This window comes from Muriicola jejuensis (assembly GCF_010671595.1).
GTDB lineage: Bacteria > Bacteroidota > Bacteroidia > Flavobacteriales > Flavobacteriaceae > Muriicola > Muriicola jejuensis.
Map to the genome: position 1 here is coordinate 1562589 of NZ_JAABOP010000001.1, position 24949 is coordinate 1587537.

Here is a 24949-nt window from a genome sequence, read left to right on the forward strand (position 1 = left end):
CCTTCTTAATCCATAATTGAGGCTCCCGTGAAAGGAGTAGAACAAGAGAAGCCTTATTTTTGTCCCGATAAAAGATGAGTTTAAGAACACCAGTATCTGTCATGGCCATAGAATCCCTCTCCGCTCTGGGAAGGGGAAGTGATGAGGTATGGGCGGCCTACCTGTCGCAACGCCATGCCCTGGTGGAGATGCCTTTTGAGGACCAAAGTACCTTTGTGGCGCCCATTTCTGAGGATCAAAGAAAGGGAATAGATAAGATAAAGGGATCCCAATCCCAATATAGGAAGTTGGATGACACCGTACTCTTCGCTCTGGATGTCTCCAGGCTGGCGGTAGAATCTGCCGGATGGGATGGAAATAGATCTTTTGGAATAAACATCGGTTCATCAAGAGGTGCAACGGGGATCTTTGAATCGCATCACCGGCAATTTATTGACAACGGCATTATACCACCCTGGACCTCCCCGGTTACCACCCTGGGCAATATCTCTTCCTGGGTTGCTCACGACCTGCGCACCTCTGGTCCTGAGATCTCGCATTCCATCACCTGTTCAACCGCCCTGCATGCGGTACTCAACGGGATAGCCTGGATACAAGGTGGGATGGCCGACCGGTTCCTGACAGGGGGGAGTGAGGCTCCCCTCACGCCTTTTACCCTGGCCCAGATGAAGGCGCTCAAGATCTATGCCACAGACCGGGGCCCGTTTCCGTGCAGGGCCCTGGACCTCAATAAGGAAGGGAATACCATGGTGCTGGGTGAAGGCGCTGCCATAGCCTGCCTGCAATCCGGGGAATCCCCGGACAGTCTGGCCCTGATCGATGGGGTAGGATATGCTACGGAGGTCCTGGAATCTTCTGTTTCCATTTCTGCTGAAGCAGATTGTTTCCAGAGGTCGATGCGCATGGCCATGGGCGACCTGCACCCTTCTGAAGTGGACGCTGTGGTCCTGCACGCTCCCGGGACAATAAAAGGTGACGAGGCGGAGTATCGAGCTGTGGAGAAAGTATTTGGATCCGACCTTCCGCTGCTCACTTCCAATAAATGGAAGGTGGGGCACACCCTCGGAACTTCGGGTATGCTGAGCATGGAACTGGCGATCCTTATGCTGAGACACCAGGTATTCATACCCCTTCCCTATGAAGGGGAAAACCCGATATCCAGGAACTTGAACAGGATTATGGTGAATGCCGTCGGTTTTGGCGGAAATGCGGTGAGTATTTTACTGAGAAGGCCCGGGGTCCATTAAGGTTTGGGATATATAGAAGAATATGACCTGTATTTCACAAGATTCTCTATTTTTAACGAGCCATAAAAAGAATACATGAAAGAGGTTAGACATAATTGGACTAAAGAAGAGATCCTGGACATTTACCGGATGCCGATGATGGAACTGCTCTACAGGGCGGCGACGGTTCACAGAAAATACCACGATCCCAACAAAGTACAGGTTTCCACCCTGCTCTCTATCAAAACCGGGGGGTGTCCGGAAGATTGCGGGTATTGCCCACAGGCGGCCCGTTACCATACCGACATAGAAGGGAATGACCTGATGAGTGTCTCCCAGGTTAAGGCACAAGCCTTACGTGCCAAGGCTTCAGGGAGTTCAAGGGTGTGTATGGGTGCGGCCTGGAGGAATGTAAAGGACGGACCCGAATTCGACCAGGTGCTGGAAATGGTGAGGACCATCAACAAACTCGACATGGAGGTTTGCTGTACCCTTGGCATGCTGACCGAGAACCAGGCCAAACGCCTTGCTGAGGCCGGATTGTATGCATACAATCACAATCTCGACACATCAGAGGACTATTACAAGGACGTGATCTCCACAAGGGCTTTTCAGGACCGGCTGGATACCATTGACAATGTGCGGAAGAGCAATGTGACCGTCTGCAGCGGGGGCATCATAGGGATGGGGGAAAAATTGGAGGACAGGGCCGGAATGCTGGTCGCCCTGGCAACCCTGGATCCTCAGCCGGAATCCGTACCTATCAATGCCCTGGTAGCCGTGGAAGGCACGCCGATGGAAGATATGGAACCCGTCCCTATCTGGGATATGATAAGGATGGTGGCCACTACCCGGATCGTCATGCCCGAGACCCAGGTAAGGCTCTCGGCTGGCCGGACCGGGATGAGCAGGGAAGGGCAGGCCATGTGTTTCTTCGCAGGGGCGAACTCTATCTTTGCAGGGGATAAATTGCTTACCACCCCCAATCCCGATGTGAATGAGGACATGGAAATGTTCCGTCTGCTGGGTCTGGAACCTCAGGCAGCTTTTGAGAAAATGCCCCAGCCCAAAACGGTAGAGCAGGAGGAGTCTCAGCTTGCAGCCCAGGGGGAGAAACCCAGGTGGACGAGACCAGGACATCAGATCGAGAGAAACGAGTTGGCCAGGCAAAAGGCTAAATCCAGGTAAATGCCAGTGAGGGACGAACATCTTTAACAGAATCGACAAATAGATTCGATTTTCTACCTTTGATAAACTGATAAATCAGGTTCGAATTGAAACTACAAGAGATACCCCGGGTTGGGTCACTGACCAAAGAGGAATTCCTTAGAGACTATTTGAAGCCGCAGAGGCCTGTGGTAATGACGGAGAGTATACGGGACTGGCCGGCCTATTCCAAATGGGACTTCGATTATATCCGCAAGGTGGTGGGGGAGAAGACCGTACCCCTCTACGACAACCGGCCTGTGGACCACAAGGAAGGATTTAATCAGCCACACGCCACCATGAAGATGAAGGACTACCTCGATCTGCTCCAGAAAGAGCCGACCAAGTACAGGATCTTCCTCTGGAATGTGATGAAAGAGGTTCCGGAACTCCAGAACGACTTTTCATTTCCTGATTTTGGCATACCGCTCCTGAAAGGTTTACCCATGCTGTTCTTCGGGGGGATGGACTCCTATACATTTATGCATTACGACATAGACCTGGCGAACATCTTTCACTTTCATTTTGCGGGCCGGAAGGAATGCATCCTGTTCCCTCAAAGCGAAAACAAATACCTGTACAAGGTACCCCATTCCCTGATCACCCATGAGTCGATCGACTTCTCATATCCCGATTACGAAAGATGGCCCGGACTCAGACATGCCTCCGGTTACAGGACCTATCTGGAACACGGGGAAGTGCTGTATATGCCTGAAGGTTACTGGCACTATATGAGATATATAACCCCCGGTTTTTCCATGAGCCTCAGGTCGGTGGCCCGAAATCCCCTGAACCTGGGCAAGGCGGTCTACAATGTGGTCTTTATGCGTTATTTCGATAACGGAATGCGAAAGATAAGAGGTAAAAAATGGATAGACTGGAAGAATCGCAAAGCGATAGAGCGCACCGAAAAGGTACTCAGGACCCTCCCTTCCTGAAAGGGGTGTCTCAGGGGAAAAGCTCGTCCAACTGGTCATAGACCCGGGAACTTTCCCATCCGCGGTAGAGCAGGTAATCGTACAGCTTTTTTTTCTGAAGGCGGGGATCGAGGCCTTTCAACTGGGAGAGCCGTTTCCTGGCCAGTGCCTGTAGTGCATCGGAATATTCCTGGTCCTCTACCTCTTCCAGGGCTAATTTTATGATATACGGAGAGATCTCTCTTTTTTTCAATTCCCGGGTGATGCGGACGCGTCCCCACTTTTTGATCCTGAACTTCCCCCGTGCAAAGCTACGCGCAAAGCGCTCCTCGTTGAGAAAACCCCCAGAGATAAGATGGCCCATGATCTGGTCTATGGCTTCCGGGATCATGCCCATTTCTTTGAGTTTCACCAATACTTCCTGGTGGCACCTGTCCTGATAGGCACAGTACCTCTCCAATTTTCTGGTGGCCTCAGTAAGGGTATACGAAGGTCTTGAACGCATGGTTCAAAGGTACTAAAACAAAAAAAGCGGCTTCTGCTGAAGCCGCTTCTTTATATGAGTTCTTTCCCATTCTTGTCTTTGAAATGGTACTCGAGGTAGGTGTAGGCATCCCTGGGCTGGATCTTGATCCATTTCTTGTGCTCCAGGAACCACTTCGACCTGATCGATGGAAAGCCCTTGGTCAGATACGCCGCGATAAATGGATGGGTGTTGAGCACGATCCCCTTTTCTTTCTTGGTGTTCTTTAAAAGGTGTTCCAGGTCTACATTGATCTTTTCGATCAGAACGATTGGAGCCTCTACCTCCTGGTTGCTGCCACTGGGGTTTTCCTCAGTGGTTTTGATGTTGATCTCCGGCCGCACACGCTGGCGTGTAATCTGCACCAGTCCAAATTTGCTGGGCGGCAAGATCTTATGCTTGGCCCGGTCATCTTTCATCTCTTTCCTGAGATGATCGAAGAGCTTTCTTCTGTGGTCTGATTTTACCATATCGATAAAGTCGACCACGATGATCCCGCCCATATCCCTCAGACGCAATTGTCTGGCGATCTCGGTGGCGGCAAGCATATTTACCTCCAGAGCCGTGTCTTCCTGATTGTTGGCCTTGTTGGACCGGTTGCCGCTATTCACGTCAATAACGTGGAGGGCTTCGGTGTGCTCAATGACCAGGTAGGCACCTTTGCTCATGGACGCGGTGCGCCCGAAAGAGGTTTTGATTTGTCTCTCGATCCCGAATTTTTCAAAAATAGGAACCGGAGAGCTGTACAACTTTACGATGGACTCTTTATCAGGTGCAATCTCATGCACATAATCCTTCAATTGGGTGTAAAGCGTCTCGTCATCCACGTGTATACCTGTGAAAGTATCGTTGAACACATCCCTTAAAATTGAGGAGGCCCTGTTGACCTCCACCAGGACTTTGGATGGAGTGAGTGCTTTGTACAATTTCTTACACATTGCTGTCCATTTGTCCAGCAAGTTTTGAAGATCCTTGTCCAGTTCTGCGACTTTTTTGCCTTCTGCTACGGTTCTGATGATTACCCCGAACCCTTTGGGCTTAATGCTCTTCACGAGTCTTTTCAGCCTTTCTTTTTCCTGATTGCTTTCGATCTTCTGTGAGACCGAAACCCGATCAGAGAATGGGACCATCACCAAATAGCGTCCGGCTAATGATAGTTCGGAGCTAATTCGCGGTCCTTTGGTCGATATGGGTTCTTTAACGATTTGAACCAGCAGGGATTGATTTGACTTCACCACCTGATTGATGGATCCGTGCTTGTCAATGTCTTTTTCGAATGGAAAGTTTTTCAGGGAGTAATCTTTGAGCTTCCCCGTACTCGCTTTTTTGATGAACTTCAACATGGAGGCCAACTGTGGCCCCAGGTCGTGGTAGTGCAAAAAAGCATCTTTTTCGTACCCCACATTTACAAAGGCGGCGTTGAGACCCGTTACGGGTTTTCTGATCTTGGCGAGGAGAATGTCCCCTACATTGAAATTGTGATCATTTTCGTCTTTGTGGAGTTCAATGAGTTTTCCATCTTTTAACAAGGCAAAATCGACGGCGACAGAATTGGATCTTACGATTAATTCTCTATTCACCTGAATCAATTTTTATCCCGCATTACGCAGGATGGATTAAACATTAGTTGTTACAGGTTGTGTTAACCCGTCGAAATCCTTTTAGAATTTCTATGTCAATGAACGTACTAAAATGAAAAAGTAGTTTTTGCAACTACTTCTTCTTGTGGCGGTTGGCTCTTCTGCGTTTTTTACGCTTGTGTGTGGCCACCTTATGTCTTTTTCTTTTCTTACCACTCGGCATAAAACTCTGCTTTTATTTCGGTTATTACTTTACTTCTACGTTGCTTTTTACTCCCTCAACAAAAACCTTAGCTGGCTTAAATGCCGGAATGTTGTGAGCAGGTATTTTGATGGTAGTGTTCTTTGAGATATTCCTGCCTGTCTTCTCCGCACGAGTCTTGATAATGAAGCTACCAAAACCTCTCAAGTACACATTGTCTCCGTTCTCAAGGGATGATTTCACCTCTTCCATGAAGGTTTCCACTGTCGCTTGAACATCACCTTTTTCTATTCCCAATTTTTCTGAGATCTTCGATACGATATCTGCTTTAGTCATGTTTGTGTTTACTTAAACTGTTATTTTTCAGGCTTGCAAATATATAAATATTATTCATTCTTTCTTCCTAATGAACTAATTTTAAGTCTTTAAAAACCTACTTTTGCTCTCTTTTAAGGCATGACCCGATTTTCTAAAACTGTTCTTACCTGGTATTCCGATAATAAGAGGGAGCTTCCCTGGCGGGGATCCAGGGATCCATATAAAATATGGCTTTCTGAGGTAATACTGCAACAGACACGCGTGGCTCAGGGTATGCCGTACTACCTGAAATTCATAGAACGCTTTCCCACTGTCTCCGACCTGGCCAGGGCAACGGAGACAGAAATTCTGAAGCTTTGGCAGGGACTGGGATATTATTCCAGGGCCCGAAATATGCATGCCGCAGCGAGGACTGTGGAGAGGGAATACGATGGCAGTTTCCCCACCTCTTATAAAGCACTGGTCAAACTAAAAGGGGTAGGGGATTATACAGCAAGCGCCATTGCCTCGATCTGCTCGGAAGAGCCTACCCCTGTGGTAGACGGGAATGTGTACAGGGTTCTCGCCCGTTACTTCGGGGTAGAGATTCCTACCAACACGTCTGCCGGCATAAAATATTTCAAACAACTGGCAAGGGAGGTGATGGATCCTTCTTCCATCGGCGATTACAACCAGGCCATCATGGAGTTTGGTGCCTTGCAATGCAAGCCTCAGAACCCGGGTTGTGAGACCTGTCCCCTGAATGAAAGTTGTAAGGCAAGGCAGGATGGAAGGGTCGCCGAGTTACCCGTAAAACTCAGGCAAAAGAAAGTGAAGACCCGATTCTTCAACTACCTGGTGTATTTGGACAGCCACAAGAAGACCCGGCTACAAAAGCGTACTGGGAAAGGAATTTGGCGTCATATGTACGAGTTCCCCCTCTTAGAGACAGACCGATTGCTGGAACCCGATGAGATATACAGCACCCTTAATAATGAAGATCAGGGAGGAGAGGTCACCCTCTGGAAGGAAGAACCGGTGGTCCACAAATTATCTCATCAGCACCTGATTACACGGTTTTGGATCATAGAGTTGGAGGAGGAAATCACACATGGGATCCCCCTGGAAAAAATTGATGATTACCCCGTGCCCGTATTGGTCTCCGAATTCCTTCGTACGTTTAAAAATTCGTACTTTTGATTTAAATTAGAAACATGAGCGGAACATTGAACAAGGTGATGCTGATTGGGCATCTGGGAGACGAAGTGAAACTTCATTATTTCGAAGGGGGCAATTGCATCGGGCGTTTTCCTATTGCCACGAATGAGACATATACCAATAAACAGACCGGAGAAAAAGTGACCACTACCGAATGGCACAACATCGTGGTGAGGAACAAGGCCGCCGAGATCTGTGAAAAGTACCTCAGCAAAGGAGATAAGATCTATGTGGAAGGGCGACTGAAAACCAGGCAGTGGCAAGGAGAAGACGGGCAAACCAAATACACTACGGAGATCCATGTACAGGACTTTACCTTCCTGACCAGCAAGCAGGACAGCATGGGAGAAGAAGCTCCAAGATCACAGAAGGGAACCGGCGAATCCGGAAAGGTATCCCGTCATCAGAAACCAGCGCCCACCGGATCCCTGGCCGCTCCGGAAGAGGAAGACGACCTGCCTTTTTGATCCCATAACAAACTGACCTGCGCGTGGACCCGGAACCCATTCAATTCCTTTTTGGTTTTGCAGACTTAGACAACCTGCTTTTGGTAAAGGTCATCGTCTTGATCGTACTGCTGGGGTGCTCTGCAATGATCTCAGGAGCCGAAGTGGCATTCTTCAGCCTGTCGGTCACAGAACTCAAGGAAATTCAGGAAAAGAATACAACCGCAGGGAGTATCGTCTCAAAACTTCTGGAACGACCCAAAAAGTTGTTGGCTACCATCCTTATCGCCAACAATGCTATAAATATCGGGATCGTGCTCCTTTTCAGCGATATAGGAGACACCTTGTTCTCATCGATCACCTACCAGATCATGGGGGTGGTCTCCGTTCGCTTCCTTCTGGAGGTGGTGGTCGCGACCTTCCTGATCCTGATGTTCGGCGAGATCCTTCCCAAAATATACGCCAACAGGAATAAGCACCAGTTTTCACATTTCATGGCCTACCCTCTCAAAGTGCTGGATATCCTGCTTACCCCTTTGAGCAGCCCGATGCGCTCGGCCACGATCTACATGTACAATAAGTTCGGCAAGCAGAAATCAAGCCTGAGTGTAGACCATCTGTCGCAGGCCCTGGAACTCACCTCCGAAGGGGACACCACCAAGGAAGAGCAGAAGATCCTCGAAGGCATTGTTTCGTTTGGGAATACGGACACCAAACAGGTGATGAGGCCCAGGATCGATATTTTTGCCTTGAGGGAAGACATGAAATTCCCGGAGGTACTGGAAGAGATCAAAAAGAACGGATATTCGAGAATCCCGGTATTCTCGGACCATATCGACAAAGTGATCGGCGTGCTCTACGTCAAGGACCTTCTCCCCTATATAGACCGGAAACAATTCGCGTGGATCTCCCTCATACGCGAGCCTTACTTCGTTCCCGAGAACAAAAAGCTGGACGACCTTCTGCTCGAATTTCAGGAAAAGAAGATTCACCTTGCTGTGGTGGTCGACGAGTACGGGGGGACCTCAGGGATCGTGACCCTGGAGGATATCATAGAGGAGATCGTCGGAGACATCAGTGATGAATTCGATGATGAGGATCTGGTCTTCTCCAAACTCGATGACCATAACTTCGTCTTTGACGGGAAGACCACCCTCAAGGATTTCTACAGGGTTACCAAGATCGAGAACGAGACTGAATTTGAGGAGCAAAAAGGGGAATCTGAGACCATCGCGGGCTTCGTCCTTGAGATCGCCGGAAGTTTCCCCAAAAAGGGAGAGAAGATACATTTTAATAAATACGAATTCGTGGTGGAAAGCCTGGACAGGAAAAGGCTCAAACAAATCAAAATTACCCTGCCGCATGAGGTTTAAAACAACGGTACTTTTACTTTTGATACTGGGTATATTCTCTTCCTGTAAGGAGGAGGTACTGCCCAAGCCTAAGGCTCAGCTCAGGCTGGAATATCCCGAAGGCGATACCGCCTTGCTGCAAACCCCTGACTACTCCTTTGCATACAATAGCCTGGCTCAGATCAGGGACCAAAAATCCTCTTCCCTTACCCTGGATTACCCCTCCCTTAAAGGCGCTATCTACCTCACCTATAAGCCCGTGGAAGGGAACCTGCTGGAGCTCCTTTCCGATGCCCAGAAACTGTCTTACGAACACGTGATCAAGGCCGATAACATCATGGAGCAAAAATACATTGACGAATCGGGCAGGGTCTTTGGCATGTTTTACGAAGTGAAGGGGGATGCAGCCTCTCAGGCCCAGTTCTACGCAACCGACAGCACCCGTCATTTCCTCACCGGGTCCCTGTATTTTTACGCAAAACCGAATTACGATTCGGTCTATCCCGCAGCGGTCTACCTCCAGAAGGACGTACGCCGGATCCTCGAATCCCTCAAATGGAAATAAGAAGGTCATGGCTGAACTGAACGGCACCCAAATCCCCCAGTGTTACGAAAGGATCAAACCTTATATCCATCGGACACCCGTCCTTACGTCCCGCCTGATCAATACCATCACAGGGGCAGAGGTGTATTTCAAATGCGAGAATTTCCAACGGATGGGGGCCTACAAAATGCGGGGCGCCACCCATGCCCTGCTATCCTTGAGCGAGGAAGAGAGGCAAAAAGGGGTAGTTACCCATTCTTCCGGAAATTTTGCCCAGGCCCTTTCCCTTGCAGCGAAGGCCCTTGGTGTGGAGGCTCATATCGTTATGCCATCCACGGCGCCGGACGTAAAGAAGAAGGGGGTGGTTGAATACGGGGGAAAGATCTACGAATGTGAACCCACCCTGGAAGCCAGGAATGCCGCGGCCAATGAAATACAGGAACGTACCGGCGCTGCCTTCTTACACCCCTCCAACGATCCGGATGTGATCCTGGGACAGGGTACGGCAGCGTATGAATTCCTGCAGGATCATCCCGATCTGGATTATATTCTTACCCCTGTGGGGGGAGGCGGACTCATTGCAGGTACGGCCCTCGCAGCAGCGTATCTCAACCCCAAGGTGGAGGTCATCGGCACGGAACCCTTTGCAGTAGATGACGCCTATCGTTCACTGAAAAGCGGGAAGATCGAGGGAAATACGAGCACGAATACCATCGCAGACGGACTCAAGACCCAGCTGGGAAGCAATACTTTTCCGGTTATCCGCAAGTACGTAAAAAGGATTATTCGGGTAGAGGAAGAGGAGATCGTCGAGGCTATGCGGCTGATCTGGGAACGCATGAAGATCATCGTGGAACCTTCCAGCGCGGTGGCCCTGGCCGGACTGCAGCGGGAAAGCACCTATTTTAAAGGCAAAAAGGTCGGGATCATCATATCCGGAGGGAATGTGGATCTGGCCCGGCTCCCCTTTTAATTCTCTGAAAGGAGGGCCCTGGCCCTTTCTATACTGCCGTTGATGTCTTCCCTCAACCGGATTACCTTTTGTTCTTCTTCCAGCAACCAGGCCTTTTTCTCCTCACTGAGCTCCTTGCCATTGAGGATCTCATCGGAATCAAAGCGCGCCCCGAAACCCTGCATCCAATCCATCATGGATTGATGCGCTGCCTGCAGGTCCTTCATGGCCACCATGTACGGACTTCCAGCCTCAGAGGAGTCGGCCATTGGTTTGAGTCGGGCAACCAGCTTGCTGATCTCGCTCATTTTGGGCATCACCTCGTCGTGAACGGCGATGACTTCCTTCATTTTAGCTGAATTATCTTCTTTTTTATTCTCAGTCCTGCAGGCGGATATCAGCAGGAAAAAGGAGAGAAATACTAAAGTTGTCTTTTTCATAGGGGATGAGAATTAGCACAAATTTACGAAACTGTGTTCCGCCTATCCCATGAAAAACACCCATTTTTGCTGCAAAATTGGCAATTTTGAGCGATGTGAACAGAAAGTGGCTGTATCTGGTCGTCCTCTCCATCATTTGGGGGACCTCCTATATCCTGATCAAAAAGGGGCTGGAGGGATTCACACCCTTACAACTAGGGGCCGTTCGTATCGTGATCACATCGGTAGTCCTCCTCACCCTCGGCTTCAGGTCATTGAGGACGATCTCGGGGAAGGAATGGTACTGGGTGGCCCTGTCCGGACTCTTAGGCAGTTTTCTCCCAGTCTTCCTGTTCGCCTTTGCAGAGACGGAAATCGACAGCAGTATTGCTGCTATTCTCAATTCTCTGGTGCCCCTGTTTACCATTCTGATTGGTTTTGCGGCCTTTCGCATCTCCTTTTCCCGCAACCAGCTGGTAGGGGTCCTGGTCGGCCTGCTGGGTGCCATCCTGCTGATCGCCATGGGTTCTGACATCAATCCGGATCAGAATTACTGGTTTGCAGGACTGGTGGTTCTGGCTACCATCTTTTATGCTTGTAATGCCAACATCATCAAGAGCAAATTACAGGAGGTCTCGGCCATGGGGATCGCAGTGGGTAATATTGCCTTTATGATCGGCCCGGCCCTGCTGCTCCTGTGGTATTCCGGAGCATTAAGCAACCCTGTTCGCCAGGGGGAATATTTTATGAGTTCCCTGGGGTATGTGATGATCCTGAGTATCATCGGTACCTGTGTGGCCAAGGTGATGTTCAACAGGCTTATCCAGATCTCATCTCCGGTTTTCTCTGTCTCCGTTACTTACCTGATTCCCGTAGTGGGGATTTTTTGGGGGTTGATGGACGGGGAACGCTTTAGCCTTTGGCAGGTATTTGCTGCAGGGATCATCCTGGCAGGGGTATACCTGGTAAATAAAAAAAGAAGCACATCCCAAAGTTGAGATGTGCTTCTGAAAATTATAATCCCGGTAATTATTCGAAATCAGCTTCTGTGGGGCCGAAATTGATAACGGCTTCCAGTAACTTGGCTTCGATGGTTTGGGGTCCGAGGTTGCTGGTCCTCATCGTCGGAAACTTGATCCCGTCAAATTCCTGGTAGTCAGACAATGTGCTCTCCTGGTTTTGTGTCTGACCATTCATGGAGGTAACGGACGCTTCTTTGACCTTAAGACCAGTCTCCAAATCGTAATAATAAGTGGTCTGTACCACTTTTCCCGGAACCTCAATTTTGACAACCTCTTTGCCGTCAATTGTTTCTGTACCTCCAATTTTGGCATCCGGGTTAGCACTTATCATTTGTTCCGGAAAGATCCCCATGGAGTTCTTCATGTCTTGTTGTAGGTCGGGAGGCAAAGGCATTTTGTTTGCACCCTGCTTCATGTAAAGCTCATCCCCTTTTGCGATTACTCCCATCATGGGGGCGTTATTCATAAAAGTGGTCTGAGAGAACTTATCGGCGGTCCTTTTCTCCTCGATCTTGATAGTAGCACCCATGGCACTGCCTTCGTAGACGAGTTTCAGGGAATTGATTGCATCGACCTTGTCTTTCCCGCCAATGGCTTCAAAATACCTGTCTATCACCGATTGAACAGTCGTGCCTTCAGGTACGCTCGCCTCGTAATTGGGTTTTTCGGTCTCCTTGGCGTATTTATCGTAGTACTTTACCGGAACGATTTTCCCATTAAAGGTCACCTTTTCGAGGTTTTCCACAACCTCACTGCCTTTCCCCGCAACTACGATCCTCGCGTTGTCCGTGGAGAAATATTTCCTGGCCGCTGCCTGTACGTCTTCAATAGTGATCGCGTTGAGCCTTTCCAGGTAGGTCTTGTAGAAATCCTTTGGAAGGTCCTCTGTCTCGATATTCAGGGCGTACCTGGCGATGGTGGAGGGCCTTTCCAGGGCCATCACAAAATTCCCCACGTATTTCGCTTTGGTGTTTTCCAGCTCTTTTTGAGAAACAGGTTCCTTAGAGATTCGGTCTATCTCTTGCAGTAACTGCACGACGGAACTGTCGGTCACAGCATTTCTGACCTGGGCAAAAGCCCTGAACTGGGATGGAGCGTATTTATCGTCCCCGATTCGCGAATACGAGCCATAGGTATACCCCTTGTCTTCCCTCAGATTGAGGAACAAACGGGCTTCCCCTCCACCACCGAGAATCTGGTTGGCCACAATGGCAGGCAGGTAGTCTGGATCCTTCATTTTGAGGTCGACCAGGTTCTGTACGGCCACTTCCGACTGCACGGCGTTAGGGACATCCACGAAATTGATCTGGGTGTACTGGGCGTCTGAAGGCTTAGAATAGGAGAAGGAAGGAGGAGAAGCCTTGGTCCAGGGAGTGAACGCTTTTGTCACCAGTTCTTTGACCTGGGCGAAATCGACATCTCCAATGATCACCAGATAGGCATTGGCGGGGACAAAGTAATTCTGATAGAACTGTTTTACATCCAACAGACTTACATTATTCACGGTCTCTTCCGTAGTGAATTCCCCATAAGGGTGGCCCGTTCCATAGGCCAGGGCACTCTGTACCCTTTCGGCAATGGCCGAAACGTCTTTTTCCTGGGTCTTGAGGCCGGTGATGAGTTTGTCTTTTTCCTTGTCAAATTCCTCCTGGGTGAAATTGGGATTGATCGCTGCATCGGCCATCAATTCCAGGATCCTGGGGAAATATTTGGACAGGGAATTCGCAAAGGCACTTTGGGATCCAAAACTGATACTTGCCCCCAGGAAGTCGACCTCCTCATTGAATTCATCCTTTGGAATTGAAGTGGATCCGTTGCCCAGCAAAGACCCAGTTAGACTGGAGACTCCGGCCTTTTCCCCTTCGAGGATAGGCGGGTTGTCTATGGTGAGCTGGATGGAGACCCTGGGCAGTTTGTGGTTTTCCACCACAAGCACCGTAAGGCCGTTGTTCAATTCGAACCGCTGGGGTTCATCCAGGTTGATCTCCGGGGCGGGACCCGGTTCCGGCATCTTGGACCGGTCTATCTGAGCGGTAACGGATACCGTCAGGAATGCTATTAATAGAGTTGTATATATTCTTTTCATCGTACTAGTTGTCTGTTTTGTCCTTTGGTAAATATTCAATGACTACGCGTTGATTGGGCTTGAGGTACTTTTCAGCCACGGCCCTGATCTCTTCCCTTGTGATGGAACGGAAGATATCGATCTCCTTGTTGATCAGGTTGGTATCTCCGTACAACATGTAAGAGGTAGCCAGGGTGCCGGCTATTCCTTCAACGCTGGAGTTGGAGTTAACAAACCGGTTCTCAAACTTATTCTGAAGTTTCTGGTAGTCCTTTTCCGAGATGAGTTCCGTCCTTACCTTAGCCACTTCTTCTTCCATTTCTGCGGCCAGTACTTCCAGGGGAGTCTCCCCGACAGGCAGGGCGAAAACGAGATACATCCCGTAATCCTCCTGACCGATGTTGAAAGCCCCTACCTGCAGGGCTTGTTTCTGGTCATCGACGATCTTTTTGTACAACTTGGAACTTTTCCCGTCGCTGAGGTAGGTGGAGATCATGTCGAGCACATAGGCATCTCTTTCCGCGTATCCGGGGGTCCTGTAAGCGACCATGATCGCGGGTATCTGAATATTAGGATCATAGGCCTTGGTCCTGATCTCTGAAGTGATGGGTTCTTCCTTTGGATAAGAACGCACGATCTCTTTGCCTCTTGGAATGGGTCCGAAATAATCGGAGATCATCTTTTTGGTGGAAGGGATGTCTATATCCCCGGCTACAACTAATACGGCGTTGTTGGGGACGTAGTATTTTTTGTTGTAGGCGATCACATCCTCCAGGGTGGCGGCATCCAGGTCTTCCATATAGCCAATATTGGGATCCTTGTAAGGGTGAACCTTAAACAGGTTTTCCCCGAGTACTGGCAAGAGCTGGCCATATGGTGAATTGTCATACCGCAGCCTCTTTTCTTCCTTTACGACTTCCTGCTGGGTGTCAATCCCCACCTGGTTGATGATGGGATGCAGCATGCGTTCTGATTCCATCCACAGGCCGAGCTCCAGGTTGTTGCTGGGGAAGACCTCATAGTAATAGGTTCGGTCCTGGGAGGTGTTGGCATTGTTCCTGCCCCCGTTGGAGGAAACGATCTCAAACCATTTTCCTCTTTCGATGTTCTTGGTGCCTTCGAACAGAAGGTGCTCAAACAAATGTGCAAAACCGGTTCTACCTTCGGTCCTGTCTTTACCACCTACATGGTACATGACCGAGGTGGTCACTACAGGAGCGGTATTGTCCTGGTGGAGGATTACGTGGAGACCGTTGTCCAGTTCGTACTCCTCAAATTCCACTTCCTGGGCTCCTACGGTAAAAGCCGTTAGGAGCAGGGCCAAAAAGGGTACCTGAAATTTTCTTTTTCTCATGTGTCTGCTTTTTATTTTAATGTGAAAATTAGTGTTCCCGGATAGGTAAGAAGAATGCTTTAAACCCTCCGGTTCTAAGAGTGGTAAATATAAAAAAACCTATAGCTTTAACAAGAATTAACAGCTAAATTAACGATAATTTCATACTTTTTAAGTCGTCCAATTAACCGTAGAACTATGAAAAAAATCGCCTTACCCATACGCTTTGGGATCGCAGCCAGCGGAAGCCTGATCGCGTATTTTTTAATCCTCTCCCTTGTAGACTTGCATACCAATGTCTTTTACAGCCTCTTTAACGGGGTGATCACAGGGTTCGCCATCTATGAGGCTATCAAGTATTTTAGAATACAGGAAAAGGAGAAATTCTCCTATGGGACGGGATTTAAGGCAGGGATTGTGACCGGCTTTGTGGCCACCCTCATCTTTACCATCTTTTTCGCGATCTACTCTACTGAAATCGACCCCGAATTTCTCGCACATCTATCCGAACAGTGGTTCAGCAGTTTTGAGAGTTTTGAGGCCATCGTCTTCTTTACCGTCGCCATCATGGGCTTTGCCACCACCCTCGTCCTTACCCTTGCCTTTATGCAATTGTTCAAGTCCACGAATAATACCGGGAGATAAGGGTCTTTTTTCTCTGTAAAACCCTTGCTAATTATCAATTTAGCAGTATATTTGCACCCTCCTAAAACGCTCTTCGAGTAGAATCAGGAGATAACTTTAATTATAAGCTATGTATGCAATTGTAGAGATAGCAGGGCAGCAATTCAAGGTTGCGAAAGACCAGAAGGTTTACGTACACCGTTTAAAGGAAGAAGAAGGAAAGAAAGTTTCTTTTCACAATGTACTTCTTCTTGAGGACGGCAAGGACGTAACCGTTGGCGCCCCGGCTATAGACGGCGCAGCCGTAGAGGCTAAGGTCGTGAAGCACCTCAAAGGTGACAAAGTGATCGTCTTTAAGAAAAAAAGGCGCAAAGGGTATCAGAAGAAGAACGGGCACCGTCAGTTCCTCACTGAGATCCAGATAGAAAGTATTATTGCCAAAGGGGCCAAGAAAGCGGAAGCCAAACAAGAGGCCCCTGCCAAGAAGGAAGCTCCAAAAGCTGAAAAAGAGGCTCCAAAAGCTGCCAAGGCAGAAAAGGCACCTGTAAAAAAGGAAGCGCCAAAGGCTGACCTTAGCAACAACACGGTAGCTGAATTAAAGGAAATGGCAAAAGTAAAAGGACTCGAAGGGTATTCTTCCATGAAGAAGGCCGAGCTGATCGCTGCATTAAGTAAATAAGGAGAATACTCCGAATAAAATTTAGAATTATGGCACACAAAAAAGGTGTAGGTAGTTCCAAGAACGGAAGAGAATCAGAATCGAAACGACTAGGGGTCAAGATCTTTGGTGGCCAGGCAGCCACTGCCGGTAACATCATCGTAAGACAACGCGGAACAAAGCACAACCCCGGTGAGAATGTTTACGCAGGCAAAGACCATACCTTGCACGCCAGGGTAGACGGACTCGTTAAGTTCGAGAAAAAGGCGGGAGGCAAATCCTATGTCTCAGTGGAGCCTTTTGATGCCTGATTTAACTAAGTAACAAAATATAAAAAGCTCTTGGATTCCCAAGAGCTTTTTTATTGTTGAATAGTTTCCGGATCAATATCTGTAGTAATCCGGTTTGAAGGGTCCCTTCTGGGGGACACCAATATATTCCGCCTGTTCTTGGTCGAGTTCTGTCAGTTCAGCTCCAAGTCTGGAAAGGTGGAGCTTGGCCACTTTCTCATCCAGGTGTTTGGGCAGCATGTATACCTGGTTTTCGTATTTCTCTGCGTGTTTCCACAACTCGATCTGCGCCAGAGTCTGGTTCGTAAAGGAGTTGCTCATCACGAAACTGGGATGCCCGGTGGCACAGCCCAGGTTCACGAGACGGCCTTCAGCCAGGACCACGATATCCTTGCCGTCAATGGTGTACTTGTCTACCTGAGGCTTGATCTCATCCTTGGTATTTCCGTAGTTGGCATTCAGCCAGGCCATGTCGATCTCGTTGTCAAAATGCCCAATGTTGCAAACAATTGCCTTGTCCCTCATTGCCCTGAAATGCTCTTCACGGATGATATCCTTGTTCCCCGTCGCTGTGATGATTATATCTGCGGTTCCAATTACAGATTCAATCTTCTTTACCTCATATCCATCCATACAGGCCTGAAGTGCGCAGATCGGATCGATCTCAGTCACCGTAACGATGGATCCCGCTCCCCTGAAGGAGGCAGCCGTACCTTTGCCCACATCGCCATACCCGGCAACCACGACCCTTTTCCCGGCCAGCATGGTATCCGTAGCCCTTCGTACCGCATCTACCGCGCTTTCCTTGCACCCGTATTTGTTGTCGAACTTTGATTTGGTCACACTGTCATTCACGTTGATGGCGGGCATGGGCAGTGTGCCTTTTTTCATCCGCTCATAAAGGCGGTGTACGCCCGTAGTAGTCTCTTCAGATAATCCCCTGATCCCGGGCGCCAGTTCTGGGTATCGGTCCAGCACCATATTGGTCAGGTCTCCCCCGTCATCGAGGATCATATTCAGGGGCTTCCTGTCTTCCCCGAAGAATAGTGTCTGTTCTATACACCAGTCGAATTCCTTTTCATTCATCCCCTTCCAAGCATACACCGGAATCCCTGCTGCGGCAATGGCTGCAGCCGCATGGTCCTGAGTGGAAAAGATGTTACAGGAGCTCCAGGTGACTTCTGCCCCCAGGGCTACCAGTGTCTCTATCAGCACGGCCGTCTGAATGGTCATATGCAGGCAACCGGCGATCCTCGCCCCTTTCAGGGGCTTTTCTTTTCCGTATTCTTCCCTCAGGGACATCAGGCCGGGCATTTCTGCCTCTGCCAGTTCAATTTCCTTTCTCCCCCATGTGGCCAGTGAAAGATCCTTCACTTTGTAAGGGACATAGGGTATGGTTTTGGTGCTCATCTCTTATTTTATTTTTACTTTCGTTAGCATGCGGAAAACCGCCTTTTTTTGGATCTCAAAGATAGTGATAACTTAAAATATCCCATGCCTCTTTACAAAACAATAACAAAGGATCCCGGAGTCCGGATACGTATCTGGAAGATTACGGAAACGGAGGATAAACTGGCAAAGGGGATTTCACTAACCCCTCATTGCCAGGAGAGATATGAAGGAATGAGGTCTGAACTGCACCGAAGAGGTTTTTTAAGTATCAGGCACCTGATGGCATTGGAAGGATATACAGACCAGGACCTGTATTACGACGAACTGGGAAAACCGCATCTGAGGGACGGGTGTTTTATCTCTATCACCCATAGCTTTCAGTTCACCGCCATTGCGGTCAGCGACAAAATCCCCGTAGGCATCGACATCGAGAAGCAACGGGAGAAGATCCTGAAGATCGCTCATAAGTTCACCCCCATATCGGCCTATGGCTCCGACATCGACCCCGTTCTCCTGATGAGGAAATTGACCGTAGTATGGGGTGGAAAGGAATCACTTTATAAGATCAATTCTACTTTGGGTCTCAGTTTCCTCAAGCATATCGACATCAAAGACTTCGGAATGGAAGAGGGAATGACAAAAGGCTGCATCCACCTCAACGGGGAATCTTCCAGTTTCGAAATCCGTTTTCTGGAGTTTGAAGGCTTTACCTGTGCCTTTGCCCTCCAGCTGAACCCGGCTGACCCCGAATCCTATTTAATCCTAAACAAGAATAAAGCGCAATGAACATATCGGTTGAACTCACGCTGAGTCCGCTCCAGGACGATTTTGAAGCCCCCGTGGTCTCTTTTATCAAAGCTCTCAGAGCATCGGGCCTTAAAGTCGTTGAGAACCCTTTGAGTACACAGGTCTACGGGCCTTACGAAAAGGTCATGGATCTGATCCAAAATGAATTGAAGGAGGTTTTTGAGACCCTCGACCACGGCTTGCTTTTCATGAAGATCGTTAAATCGGACCGCAGCGCGTATGAACCCCATTTCTGATTTCTTCCTGGATCCTTACCGGGGGAGGGAGGCACACCTGGTGGTCCTGGAGGCCATAGCTTTTCTCTTCGGAATAGCCAGCGTGGTGTATGCCAAACGGGAGAACATTCTCGTCTATCCGACAGGTCTGGTTGCCACGGTCATTACGGTCTACCTGTTCTACACCGATGAGCTCTTCGGGGATATGATGATGAATTTCTACTATTCCATCATGAGTATTTACGGATGGTGGAACTGGGCGAGGAAGAAGGAGAATGAAAGAGTGGTGCACATCTCCAGGACCAATACGCGGGAAAAGGTCACAGGTGTGGTCATGTTCCTGCTCACCATGGGGATCACCTATGGGGTGTACCGGGCTTATGGAACCCTTATGGAGGGGTCTAATTACATAGACATCTTTACCTCAGGGGTGTTTTTTGCCGCCATGTGGTATATGGCCAACAAGAAACTGGAGAACTGGACCTTGTGGATCCTGGCCGATATCATAACCGTTCCCTTATACGCCTATCGGGGCTGGGGGATGCTTTCCCTTCAATATCTTATCTTTACGGTCCTTGCGATTCAAGGATACCTGGCATGGAAGAAAGACTTAGACAACTCCCTTCAGACATCACCAAAGTAGTACTGTTCGGACCGGAGTCTACGGGAAAAACGACTCTTTCTGAGGATCTGGCCGCACATTACAACACCCTGTGGGTCCCGGAGTATGCGAGGGAGTATCTGCAGGATAAATGGGACCGAGAAGGAAAGACTTGCGAACCGCATGACCTCCTGCCCATAGCCGAAGGACAGATAAGACTGGAAAATGAGTTGACCAAAAAAGCAGAGAAGCTTCTGATCTGCGATACGGACCTTCTGGAGACAATGGTGTACTCTGAGGCCTATTATCTGGGGTATTCTGATCCGGAGTTAAAAAAATACGCCCTTGAAAACACCTATGACCTTTACATGCTCACCTATATAGATACGCCCTGGGTTAAGGATGACCTCCGCGATAAGCCAGAGGAGAGGGAACTGATGTACAGGTATTTCAAAGAGACCCTGGAGAATTATAAGCGGAATTTCATTATTTTGAAAGGAGACCGGAAGACCAGGCTGAGAAAGGCCATTACACATATAGACAAACTACTCGGAAATGATTGAATTTAACCAGAGAGACATCAGGCAGATCGAAGAAAAGGGGATCAGCAAAAAAACGGTTGAGGATCAGATCAGGACCTTTATGGAAGGAATACCCAACGTTTCCCTCTATGCCCCCGCCGTGGTCGGTGACGGCATTCTCAGGGTCCCTTCAAAGGAAAAGGAGAGATATATACGGTCCTTTGAAAAGGCAATGAACTCCCTGTCTCTCCTGAAATTTGTTCCGGCTTCGGGAGCTGCATCCCGTATGTTCAGATCACTCTTCGCCTTTCTGGAAGGGTATAACCCTGGGGAGCAGTCCCTGGATTCCTACCTCAAGAAAAACAAGGACAGCCATTTAGTGCGGTTTTTCGAACAGGTGTCCGACTTCCCATTCTACGATCTGGTTCTCCGCAAGATGGGGATAAAGGAACTATCCTCTGATGAGGACAAATACCATTTCGTGCAAGAACTCCTCAGCGAGGATGGGCTGAACTACGGTTTTTACCCCAAAGGCCTCCTCCCCTTTCACAAATACGGAGAGCATCTCGTCACCCCTTTTGAGGAACACCTTTTTGAAGGAGTGGAATACGCCCGTGTGAAGAACAGGGCACGACTCCATTTTACGATCTCGGAACCACATCAATCCCTGTTCGACCAGGAATGGGAAAAGATCGGAAGCTTGGTCGAGAAAGAGACTGGTACAAGCTTTGATGTTGGGTATTCGTATCAAAGTCAGGCTACAGATACCATTGCGGTAACCCCGGAGAACGAGCCCTTTCGGAATGAAGACGGGAGCGTTCTTTTCAGGCCCGGAGGTCACGGGGCCCTGTTGAGAAACCTCAATGCACAGGATGCCGACATTATTTTCATCAAGAATATAGACAATGTGGTGACACGGGATCAATCCGAGGATACAGCAGCCTCTAAAAAACTCCTCGCAGGTGTGCTACTCGACCTGCAGAATAAGGTATTCCGGTATGCCGAACTCCTTGAATCAAACTCCATCAGCGGGGGTGATATGGAAGAGATCCGGGACTTTCTGGAGAGGGACCTCAATGTCCGGTTCTCAGACAGCTATGGCGGCTTTACCATAGGACAGCAAATAGAGATCCTGAAGGATAAACTACACCGGCCGCTCAGGGTGTGCGGGATGGTCAAGAACCAGGGAGAACCGGGAGGAGGGCCGTTCTGGGTGAGGGACAGGAATGGAAATGTCAGTCTGCAGATCGTGGAATCTGCTCAGGTCGACCTCGAGCGGGAGCATCAGGCAGTCATCTTCAGTGAAGCCACCCATTTCAACCCGGTAGACATCGTATGCGGGGTCAAGGACCACAAGGGTGAGAAATTTGACCTGCTCAGGTTTCAGGACGAGAAGCAGGGCTTTATCACCGGTAAGACCCAGGAAGGGAAGCCCCTGAAAGCCCTCGAGCTTCCGGGCTTGTGGAACGGGGGGATGGCCTACTGGAATACTATCTTCGTGGAAGTGCCCATCAGTACGTTTAACCCCGTCAAAACCGTTAATGACCTGCTAAAACCTGCCCATCAGGTATAAGAGCAGTAAATAGATCAAAGGAACATACCAATATTACGCTACTTGTGTGTATCTTTGACCCATCTCAAAGGGGTGCCTGATTTTCCTTCTTCCCGGACGGAAATGAAAGGCTGAGAGTAGACCCGATGAACCTGGGCGGGTAATGCCGCCAAGGGAACAGACCTTAACCAAATAATGGAAGGTCCGATTTGAGAAAGATTCAGACCCATGTTCGATTCTTTCCCAATGGGTATCTAAGAAATAAACGGTTCAACAGAATAACCACCCCTTTTATTCTAAACACGATTTGGAATGAAAAAAGGAGTATTGTTTGCATTTTTTGTCTGTCTTACGGGCATTCTCAGTGCCCAGGTACAGGAGAAGGATTCCACAGAGGCCAAAGAGATCGTGCTGGACGAGGTACTCGTCTCCTCGGTAAGGGTAACCAAGGAATCCCCAGTGACCTTCTCCAATATAACCAAAGAGCAGCTGGCCCCGAGGAACCTGGGGCAGGATATACCTATCCTGCTCAATTTCCTCCCTTCCGTGGTCACTACCTCCGACGCAGGTGCCGGAGTGGGATATACGGGAATACGGGTGAGGGGTAGCGACGCCACCCGGGTCAACGTTACGATCAACGGGATTCCCTACAACGATTCAGAATCCCATGGCACGTTCTGGGTAAATTTACCCGATTTCGCCTCCTCCACCGAAGACCTTCAGCTTCAGAGAGGAGTGGGAACATCCACCAATGGGGCCGGGGCTTTTGGGGCAAGCCTGAACCTCCTCACGGATGCCATATCCGAAGAAGGGTATGCGCAACTTTCTTCCTCCTATGGCAGTTTCAATACGATGCGGAACCATGTGAAATTCTCTACGGGATTACTCGGGGACGAATTCGAATTCTCAGGACGCCTCTCCAGGATCATCTCCGACGGATATATCGACAGGGCTTCGTCTGCTCTCGACTCCTATTTCCTCCAGGCGGCCTTCAGGGACAAAAACACCCTGGTAAAGGCATTGCTCTTTGGAGGCCATGAGATCACCTACCAGGCTTATTTTGGCATAGATGCCGAAACCCTCGCCACTGACCGCAGGTTCAATCCTGCCGGGCAGTACACGGATGAGAATGGCCAGACCCGATTCTATGAGAACGAGGTGGATAACTACAAGCAGGATCATTTTCAATTGCACTGGAATCAGAGACTGGGGCGGGGCTGGAACTCTAACCTCGCTTTGCATTACACAAGGGGGCGGGGCTATTTCGAGCAGTACAGGGAAGACGACGATTTTGAGACCTACGGGTTTGAACCCGTTACCGTCAATGGCGAGTTGATCACGGAAACCGACCTCGTGAGAAGGCGATGGCTCGACAATGATTTTTACGGGACCGTCTTTTCCCTCAACAGGGATTTTGAAAAAGTGAAGTTCATCCTGGGGGGAGGGTATAACTGGTATGAAGGCGATCATTTCGGGGAAGTGATCTGGGCCAGACTGGCCCCGGGTGCAGATATAAGGGATCGTTACTACGATGACACTTCCAGAAAGACAGACCTGAACCTTTACGCCAAAGCCAACTATCAATGGAATGACCAGTGGAGCTTTTACGGCGACCTGCAGCTGCGTTCCGTCAATTACCAGGCCAATGGGGAAGAAACCGGCCTGGTGGATGACACCTTCCATTTCTTTAACCCCAAGGCCGGGGTGATTTTCGACCTCAACAGGAATAACAACTTCTATTTTTCCTGGGCGGTCGCCAACAGGGAGCCCAACCGGAACGATTACGAGAACGGCAATCCCAAACCGGAACGCCTGAACGACCTGGAGCTGGGCTGGCGTTATATTTCCCCTGACATTCAGGTGAACACCAACCTATTTTATATGAGGTACAGGGACCAGCTCGTCCTCACAGGGGAACTGAACGACGTCGGGGCGCCCCTGAGGGCCAACGTAGGGGACAGTTATCGCCTTGGACTGGAAGTGGATGCAGCCCTGAAACTGGGGAAGTCCTTTATGTGGCAGCCCAACCTGGCCCTGTCCACAAACAAGAATATAGATTACGTTTTCCAGAGGGACGGGGTACTGGAACAACTGGGTAACACCAATATCTCGTATTCTCCCGGGATCATTGCCGGGAATCGGATCGCTTATCAGCCAAACCAGGATTTCATCCTGGCTCTCCTGACCAAGTATGTAGGAAAACAGTATATGGGAAATATAGACGCCGAATCTTCGGTCCTGGAAGCCTATACACAAACGGATCTGAACGTGTCTTACGAGATCAGGCCGTCATCCTTGCTAAAACGGATCGTCTTTTCGGCCCTGGTAAACAACATCTTCGATGCTAAATATGTCTCCAACGGATATTTCTTCACCTTCGATGACACCTTCAGCAACCCCGGTACCACCACCACGGTTGAAGGCGCAGGGTATTATCCCCAGGCCGGGATCAATTTCCTGGCAGGGATACAACTCGAATTTTAGTGGTATAACTCCCGGGAATGGGGGTCGGAGTCCGATCAATTGCTGATGATGATGACATTCCCACTCTGGCTGGCCCTGTATTCGAGCATGTTGAAATAGCGGTTGCCGTCTTGTGGTACCGAAAGTTGCTGCCCGGTGAAGAGGCTGTACTCAAAATTTTCACAAGGACAGACGGCGGTTTGCCCGTCGAGCTGGGTCGTGGAACAGGGACTGGGGGAATGGTTGGGGCAACTCGCCTCAAAGGCCCGGAATGCGAAACCGGTGTTCATGACAAAAACCCCGCGGATTCCTACTCCCTGTGCTCCGATGTAGACCGCGTTCCCGGGGTTGGTCAGGGGGCTGTACAGGGGGAGGTTGAGGTTGATCTCAAATCGGAAACCGATCTCCTGCAGGTAGGGATTTCGCTGTCCCTGGTCATTGCTGCAGGCGAGCAGGAGCACAAAAACGGTAATAATTCTCAATATTCTCATAGGTTACGGCCTGAGGGTCTCCCTGCAAAAGTC

Annotated in this window: 26 protein-coding genes; 18 read left to right on the top strand and 8 right to left on the bottom strand. The window is 49.3% G+C overall.

The window, feature by feature from the left end; all coding sequences use genetic code 11:
- Positions 1 to 74 precede the first annotated feature (74 nt).
- The 3 genes from GWK09_RS06860 to GWK09_RS06870 all read left to right on the top strand — a co-directional run bounded on the left by GWK09_RS06860 (position 75) and on the right by GWK09_RS06870 (position 3370).
- Positions 75 to 1247, top strand: coding sequence for a beta-ketoacyl synthase N-terminal-like domain-containing protein (locus GWK09_RS06860; protein WP_204260366.1), 1173 nt, complete (start codon positions 75 to 77; stop codon positions 1245 to 1247).
- 75 nt (positions 1248 to 1322) lie between these two features.
- On the top strand, positions 1323 to 2414 hold the full coding sequence (bioB, locus tag GWK09_RS06865) for a biotin synthase BioB (protein WP_163692247.1): 1092 nt from the start codon (positions 1323 to 1325) through the stop codon (positions 2412 to 2414).
- An 86-nt stretch (positions 2415 to 2500) separates the two neighbouring features.
- On the top strand, positions 2501 to 3370 hold the full coding sequence (locus tag GWK09_RS06870) for a cupin-like domain-containing protein (RefSeq protein ID WP_163692248.1): 870 nt from the start codon (positions 2501 to 2503) through the stop codon (positions 3368 to 3370).
- Between the two features lie 10 nt (positions 3371 to 3380).
- Here the strand turns inward: GWK09_RS06870 and GWK09_RS06875 are convergent, their stop codons facing one another.
- The 3 genes from GWK09_RS06875 to GWK09_RS06885 form a co-directional block, all read right to left on the bottom strand.
- Positions 3381 to 3854, bottom strand: a complete 474-nt coding sequence (locus GWK09_RS06875) for a regulatory protein RecX (protein ID WP_163692249.1) — start codon at positions 3852 to 3854, stop codon at positions 3381 to 3383.
- Between the two features lie 50 nt (positions 3855 to 3904).
- Complete coding sequence (locus GWK09_RS06880; RefSeq protein ID WP_163692250.1) at positions 3905 to 5452, bottom strand: Rne/Rng family ribonuclease; 1548 nt, start codon at positions 5450 to 5452, stop codon at positions 3905 to 3907.
- A gap of 247 nt (positions 5453 to 5699) precedes the next feature.
- The gene (locus GWK09_RS06885; RefSeq protein WP_129606118.1) at positions 5700 to 5990 is read right to left on the bottom strand and encodes an HU family DNA-binding protein; all 291 of its coding nucleotides are present in this window, start codon (positions 5988 to 5990) and stop codon (positions 5700 to 5702) included.
- Positions 5991 to 6110: 120 nt separating this feature from the next.
- Here GWK09_RS06885 and mutY point away from each other — a divergent pair, with 120 nt between their 5' ends.
- Genes mutY through GWK09_RS06910 form a run of 5 tightly spaced genes read left to right on the top strand, consistent with a single transcriptional unit; the run spans position 6111 to position 10484 of the window.
- Entirely contained in the window at positions 6111 to 7151 is a 1041-nt protein-coding gene (mutY, locus tag GWK09_RS06890; protein ID WP_163692251.1) for an A/G-specific adenine glycosylase, read from the top strand.
- Positions 7152 to 7165: 14 nt separating this feature from the next.
- Entirely contained in the window at positions 7166 to 7636 is a 471-nt protein-coding gene (locus tag GWK09_RS06895; RefSeq protein WP_163692252.1) for a single-stranded DNA-binding protein, read from the top strand.
- Between the two features lie 23 nt (positions 7637 to 7659).
- Positions 7660 to 8988 carry a gliding motility-associated protein GldE gene (locus tag GWK09_RS06900; protein WP_283401215.1) on the top strand — a complete coding sequence of 443 codons (1329 nt, stop codon included), beginning with the start codon at positions 7660 to 7662 and terminating at the stop codon, positions 8986 to 8988.
- Positions 8978 to 9532 (top strand): gliding motility lipoprotein GldD, encoded by a 555-nt coding sequence (gene gldD, locus GWK09_RS06905; RefSeq protein ID WP_163692253.1) that lies wholly within the window; start codon positions 8978 to 8980, stop codon positions 9530 to 9532. Before GWK09_RS06900 ends, gldD begins: the two co-directional genes overlap by 11 nt.
- A 7-nt stretch (positions 9533 to 9539) precedes the next feature.
- Positions 9540 to 10484: a pyridoxal-phosphate dependent enzyme gene (locus GWK09_RS06910; protein WP_163692254.1), complete on the top strand. Its 945-nt coding sequence runs from the start codon at positions 9540 to 9542 to the stop codon at positions 10482 to 10484.
- Here GWK09_RS06910 and GWK09_RS06915 read toward each other — a convergent pair.
- Positions 10481 to 10903 carry a hypothetical protein gene (locus tag GWK09_RS06915; RefSeq protein ID WP_163692255.1) on the bottom strand — a complete coding sequence of 141 codons (423 nt, stop codon included), beginning with the start codon at positions 10901 to 10903 and terminating at the stop codon, positions 10481 to 10483. The genes GWK09_RS06910 and GWK09_RS06915 overlap by 4 nt on opposite strands.
- A gap of 95 nt (positions 10904 to 10998) precedes the next feature.
- On the opposite strand from GWK09_RS06915, the gene GWK09_RS06920 reads away from it, so the two are divergent.
- Positions 10999 to 11880 carry a DMT family transporter gene (locus GWK09_RS06920; RefSeq protein ID WP_317174513.1) on the top strand — a complete coding sequence of 294 codons (882 nt, stop codon included), beginning with the start codon at positions 10999 to 11001 and terminating at the stop codon, positions 11878 to 11880.
- Positions 11881 to 11911: 31 nt separating this feature from the next.
- On the opposite strand, the gene GWK09_RS06925 is transcribed toward GWK09_RS06920, so the two are convergent.
- The gene (locus GWK09_RS06925) at positions 11912 to 13990 is read right to left on the bottom strand and encodes a M16 family metallopeptidase (RefSeq protein ID WP_163692257.1); all 2079 of its coding nucleotides are present in this window, start codon (positions 13988 to 13990) and stop codon (positions 11912 to 11914) included.
- Positions 13991 to 13994: 4 nt separating this feature from the next.
- A complete protein-coding gene (locus tag GWK09_RS06930; protein ID WP_163692258.1) occupies positions 13995 to 15323 on the bottom strand; it encodes a M16 family metallopeptidase in 1329 nt (442 codons plus the stop codon).
- A 177-nt stretch (positions 15324 to 15500) separates the two neighbouring features.
- Here GWK09_RS06930 and GWK09_RS06935 point away from each other — a divergent pair, with 177 nt between their 5' ends.
- From GWK09_RS06935 to rpmA, 3 genes are all read left to right on the top strand, one after another.
- Positions 15501 to 15947, top strand: coding sequence for a DUF4199 domain-containing protein (locus GWK09_RS06935; RefSeq protein ID WP_163692259.1), 447 nt, complete (start codon positions 15501 to 15503; stop codon positions 15945 to 15947).
- Between the two features lie 109 nt (positions 15948 to 16056).
- Positions 16057 to 16605, top strand: a complete 549-nt coding sequence (gene rplU / locus GWK09_RS06940; RefSeq protein WP_163692260.1) for a 50S ribosomal protein L21 — start codon at positions 16057 to 16059, stop codon at positions 16603 to 16605.
- Positions 16606 to 16634: 29 nt separating this feature from the next.
- Positions 16635 to 16895, top strand: a complete 261-nt coding sequence (rpmA, locus tag GWK09_RS06945; RefSeq protein WP_163692261.1) for a 50S ribosomal protein L27 — start codon at positions 16635 to 16637, stop codon at positions 16893 to 16895.
- A gap of 72 nt (positions 16896 to 16967) precedes the next feature.
- On the opposite strand, the gene ahcY is transcribed toward rpmA, so the two are convergent.
- On the bottom strand, positions 16968 to 18284 hold the full coding sequence (gene ahcY / locus GWK09_RS06950) for an adenosylhomocysteinase (protein ID WP_163692262.1): 1317 nt from the start codon (positions 18282 to 18284) through the stop codon (positions 16968 to 16970).
- 48 nt (positions 18285 to 18332) lie between these two features.
- On the opposite strand from ahcY, the gene GWK09_RS06955 reads away from it, so the two are divergent.
- The 6 genes from GWK09_RS06955 (at position 18333) to GWK09_RS06980 (ending at position 24446) form a co-directional block, all read left to right on the top strand.
- On the top strand, positions 18333 to 19052 hold the full coding sequence (locus GWK09_RS06955) for a 4'-phosphopantetheinyl transferase family protein (protein WP_317174504.1): 720 nt from the start codon (positions 18333 to 18335) through the stop codon (positions 19050 to 19052).
- Positions 19049 to 19309 (top strand): thiamine-binding protein, encoded by a 261-nt coding sequence (locus tag GWK09_RS06960; RefSeq protein WP_163692263.1) that lies wholly within the window; start codon positions 19049 to 19051, stop codon positions 19307 to 19309. Before GWK09_RS06955 ends, GWK09_RS06960 begins: the two co-directional genes overlap by 4 nt.
- Positions 19293 to 19931: a nicotinamide riboside transporter PnuC gene (pnuC, locus tag GWK09_RS06965; RefSeq protein ID WP_163692264.1), complete on the top strand. Its 639-nt coding sequence runs from the start codon at positions 19293 to 19295 to the stop codon at positions 19929 to 19931. Before GWK09_RS06960 ends, pnuC begins: the two co-directional genes overlap by 17 nt.
- On the top strand, positions 19886 to 20452 hold the full coding sequence (locus GWK09_RS06970) for an AAA family ATPase (protein WP_163692265.1): 567 nt from the start codon (positions 19886 to 19888) through the stop codon (positions 20450 to 20452). The genes pnuC and GWK09_RS06970 overlap by 46 nt, the downstream gene beginning before the upstream one ends.
- Positions 20445 to 21983: a DUF4301 family protein gene (locus GWK09_RS06975; protein ID WP_163692266.1), complete on the top strand. Its 1539-nt coding sequence runs from the start codon at positions 20445 to 20447 to the stop codon at positions 21981 to 21983. The genes GWK09_RS06970 and GWK09_RS06975 overlap by 8 nt, the downstream gene beginning before the upstream one ends.
- Positions 21984 to 22274: 291 nt before the next feature.
- Positions 22275 to 24446, top strand: a complete 2172-nt coding sequence (locus tag GWK09_RS06980; RefSeq protein WP_163692267.1) for a TonB-dependent receptor — start codon at positions 22275 to 22277, stop codon at positions 24444 to 24446.
- A 35-nt stretch (positions 24447 to 24481) separates the two neighbouring features.
- Here the strand turns inward: GWK09_RS06980 and GWK09_RS06985 are convergent, their stop codons facing one another.
- Positions 24482 to 24916 (bottom strand): Rieske (2Fe-2S) protein, encoded by a 435-nt coding sequence (locus GWK09_RS06985; protein WP_163692268.1) that lies wholly within the window; start codon positions 24914 to 24916, stop codon positions 24482 to 24484.
- Between the last annotated feature and the right edge of the window lie 33 nt (positions 24917 to 24949).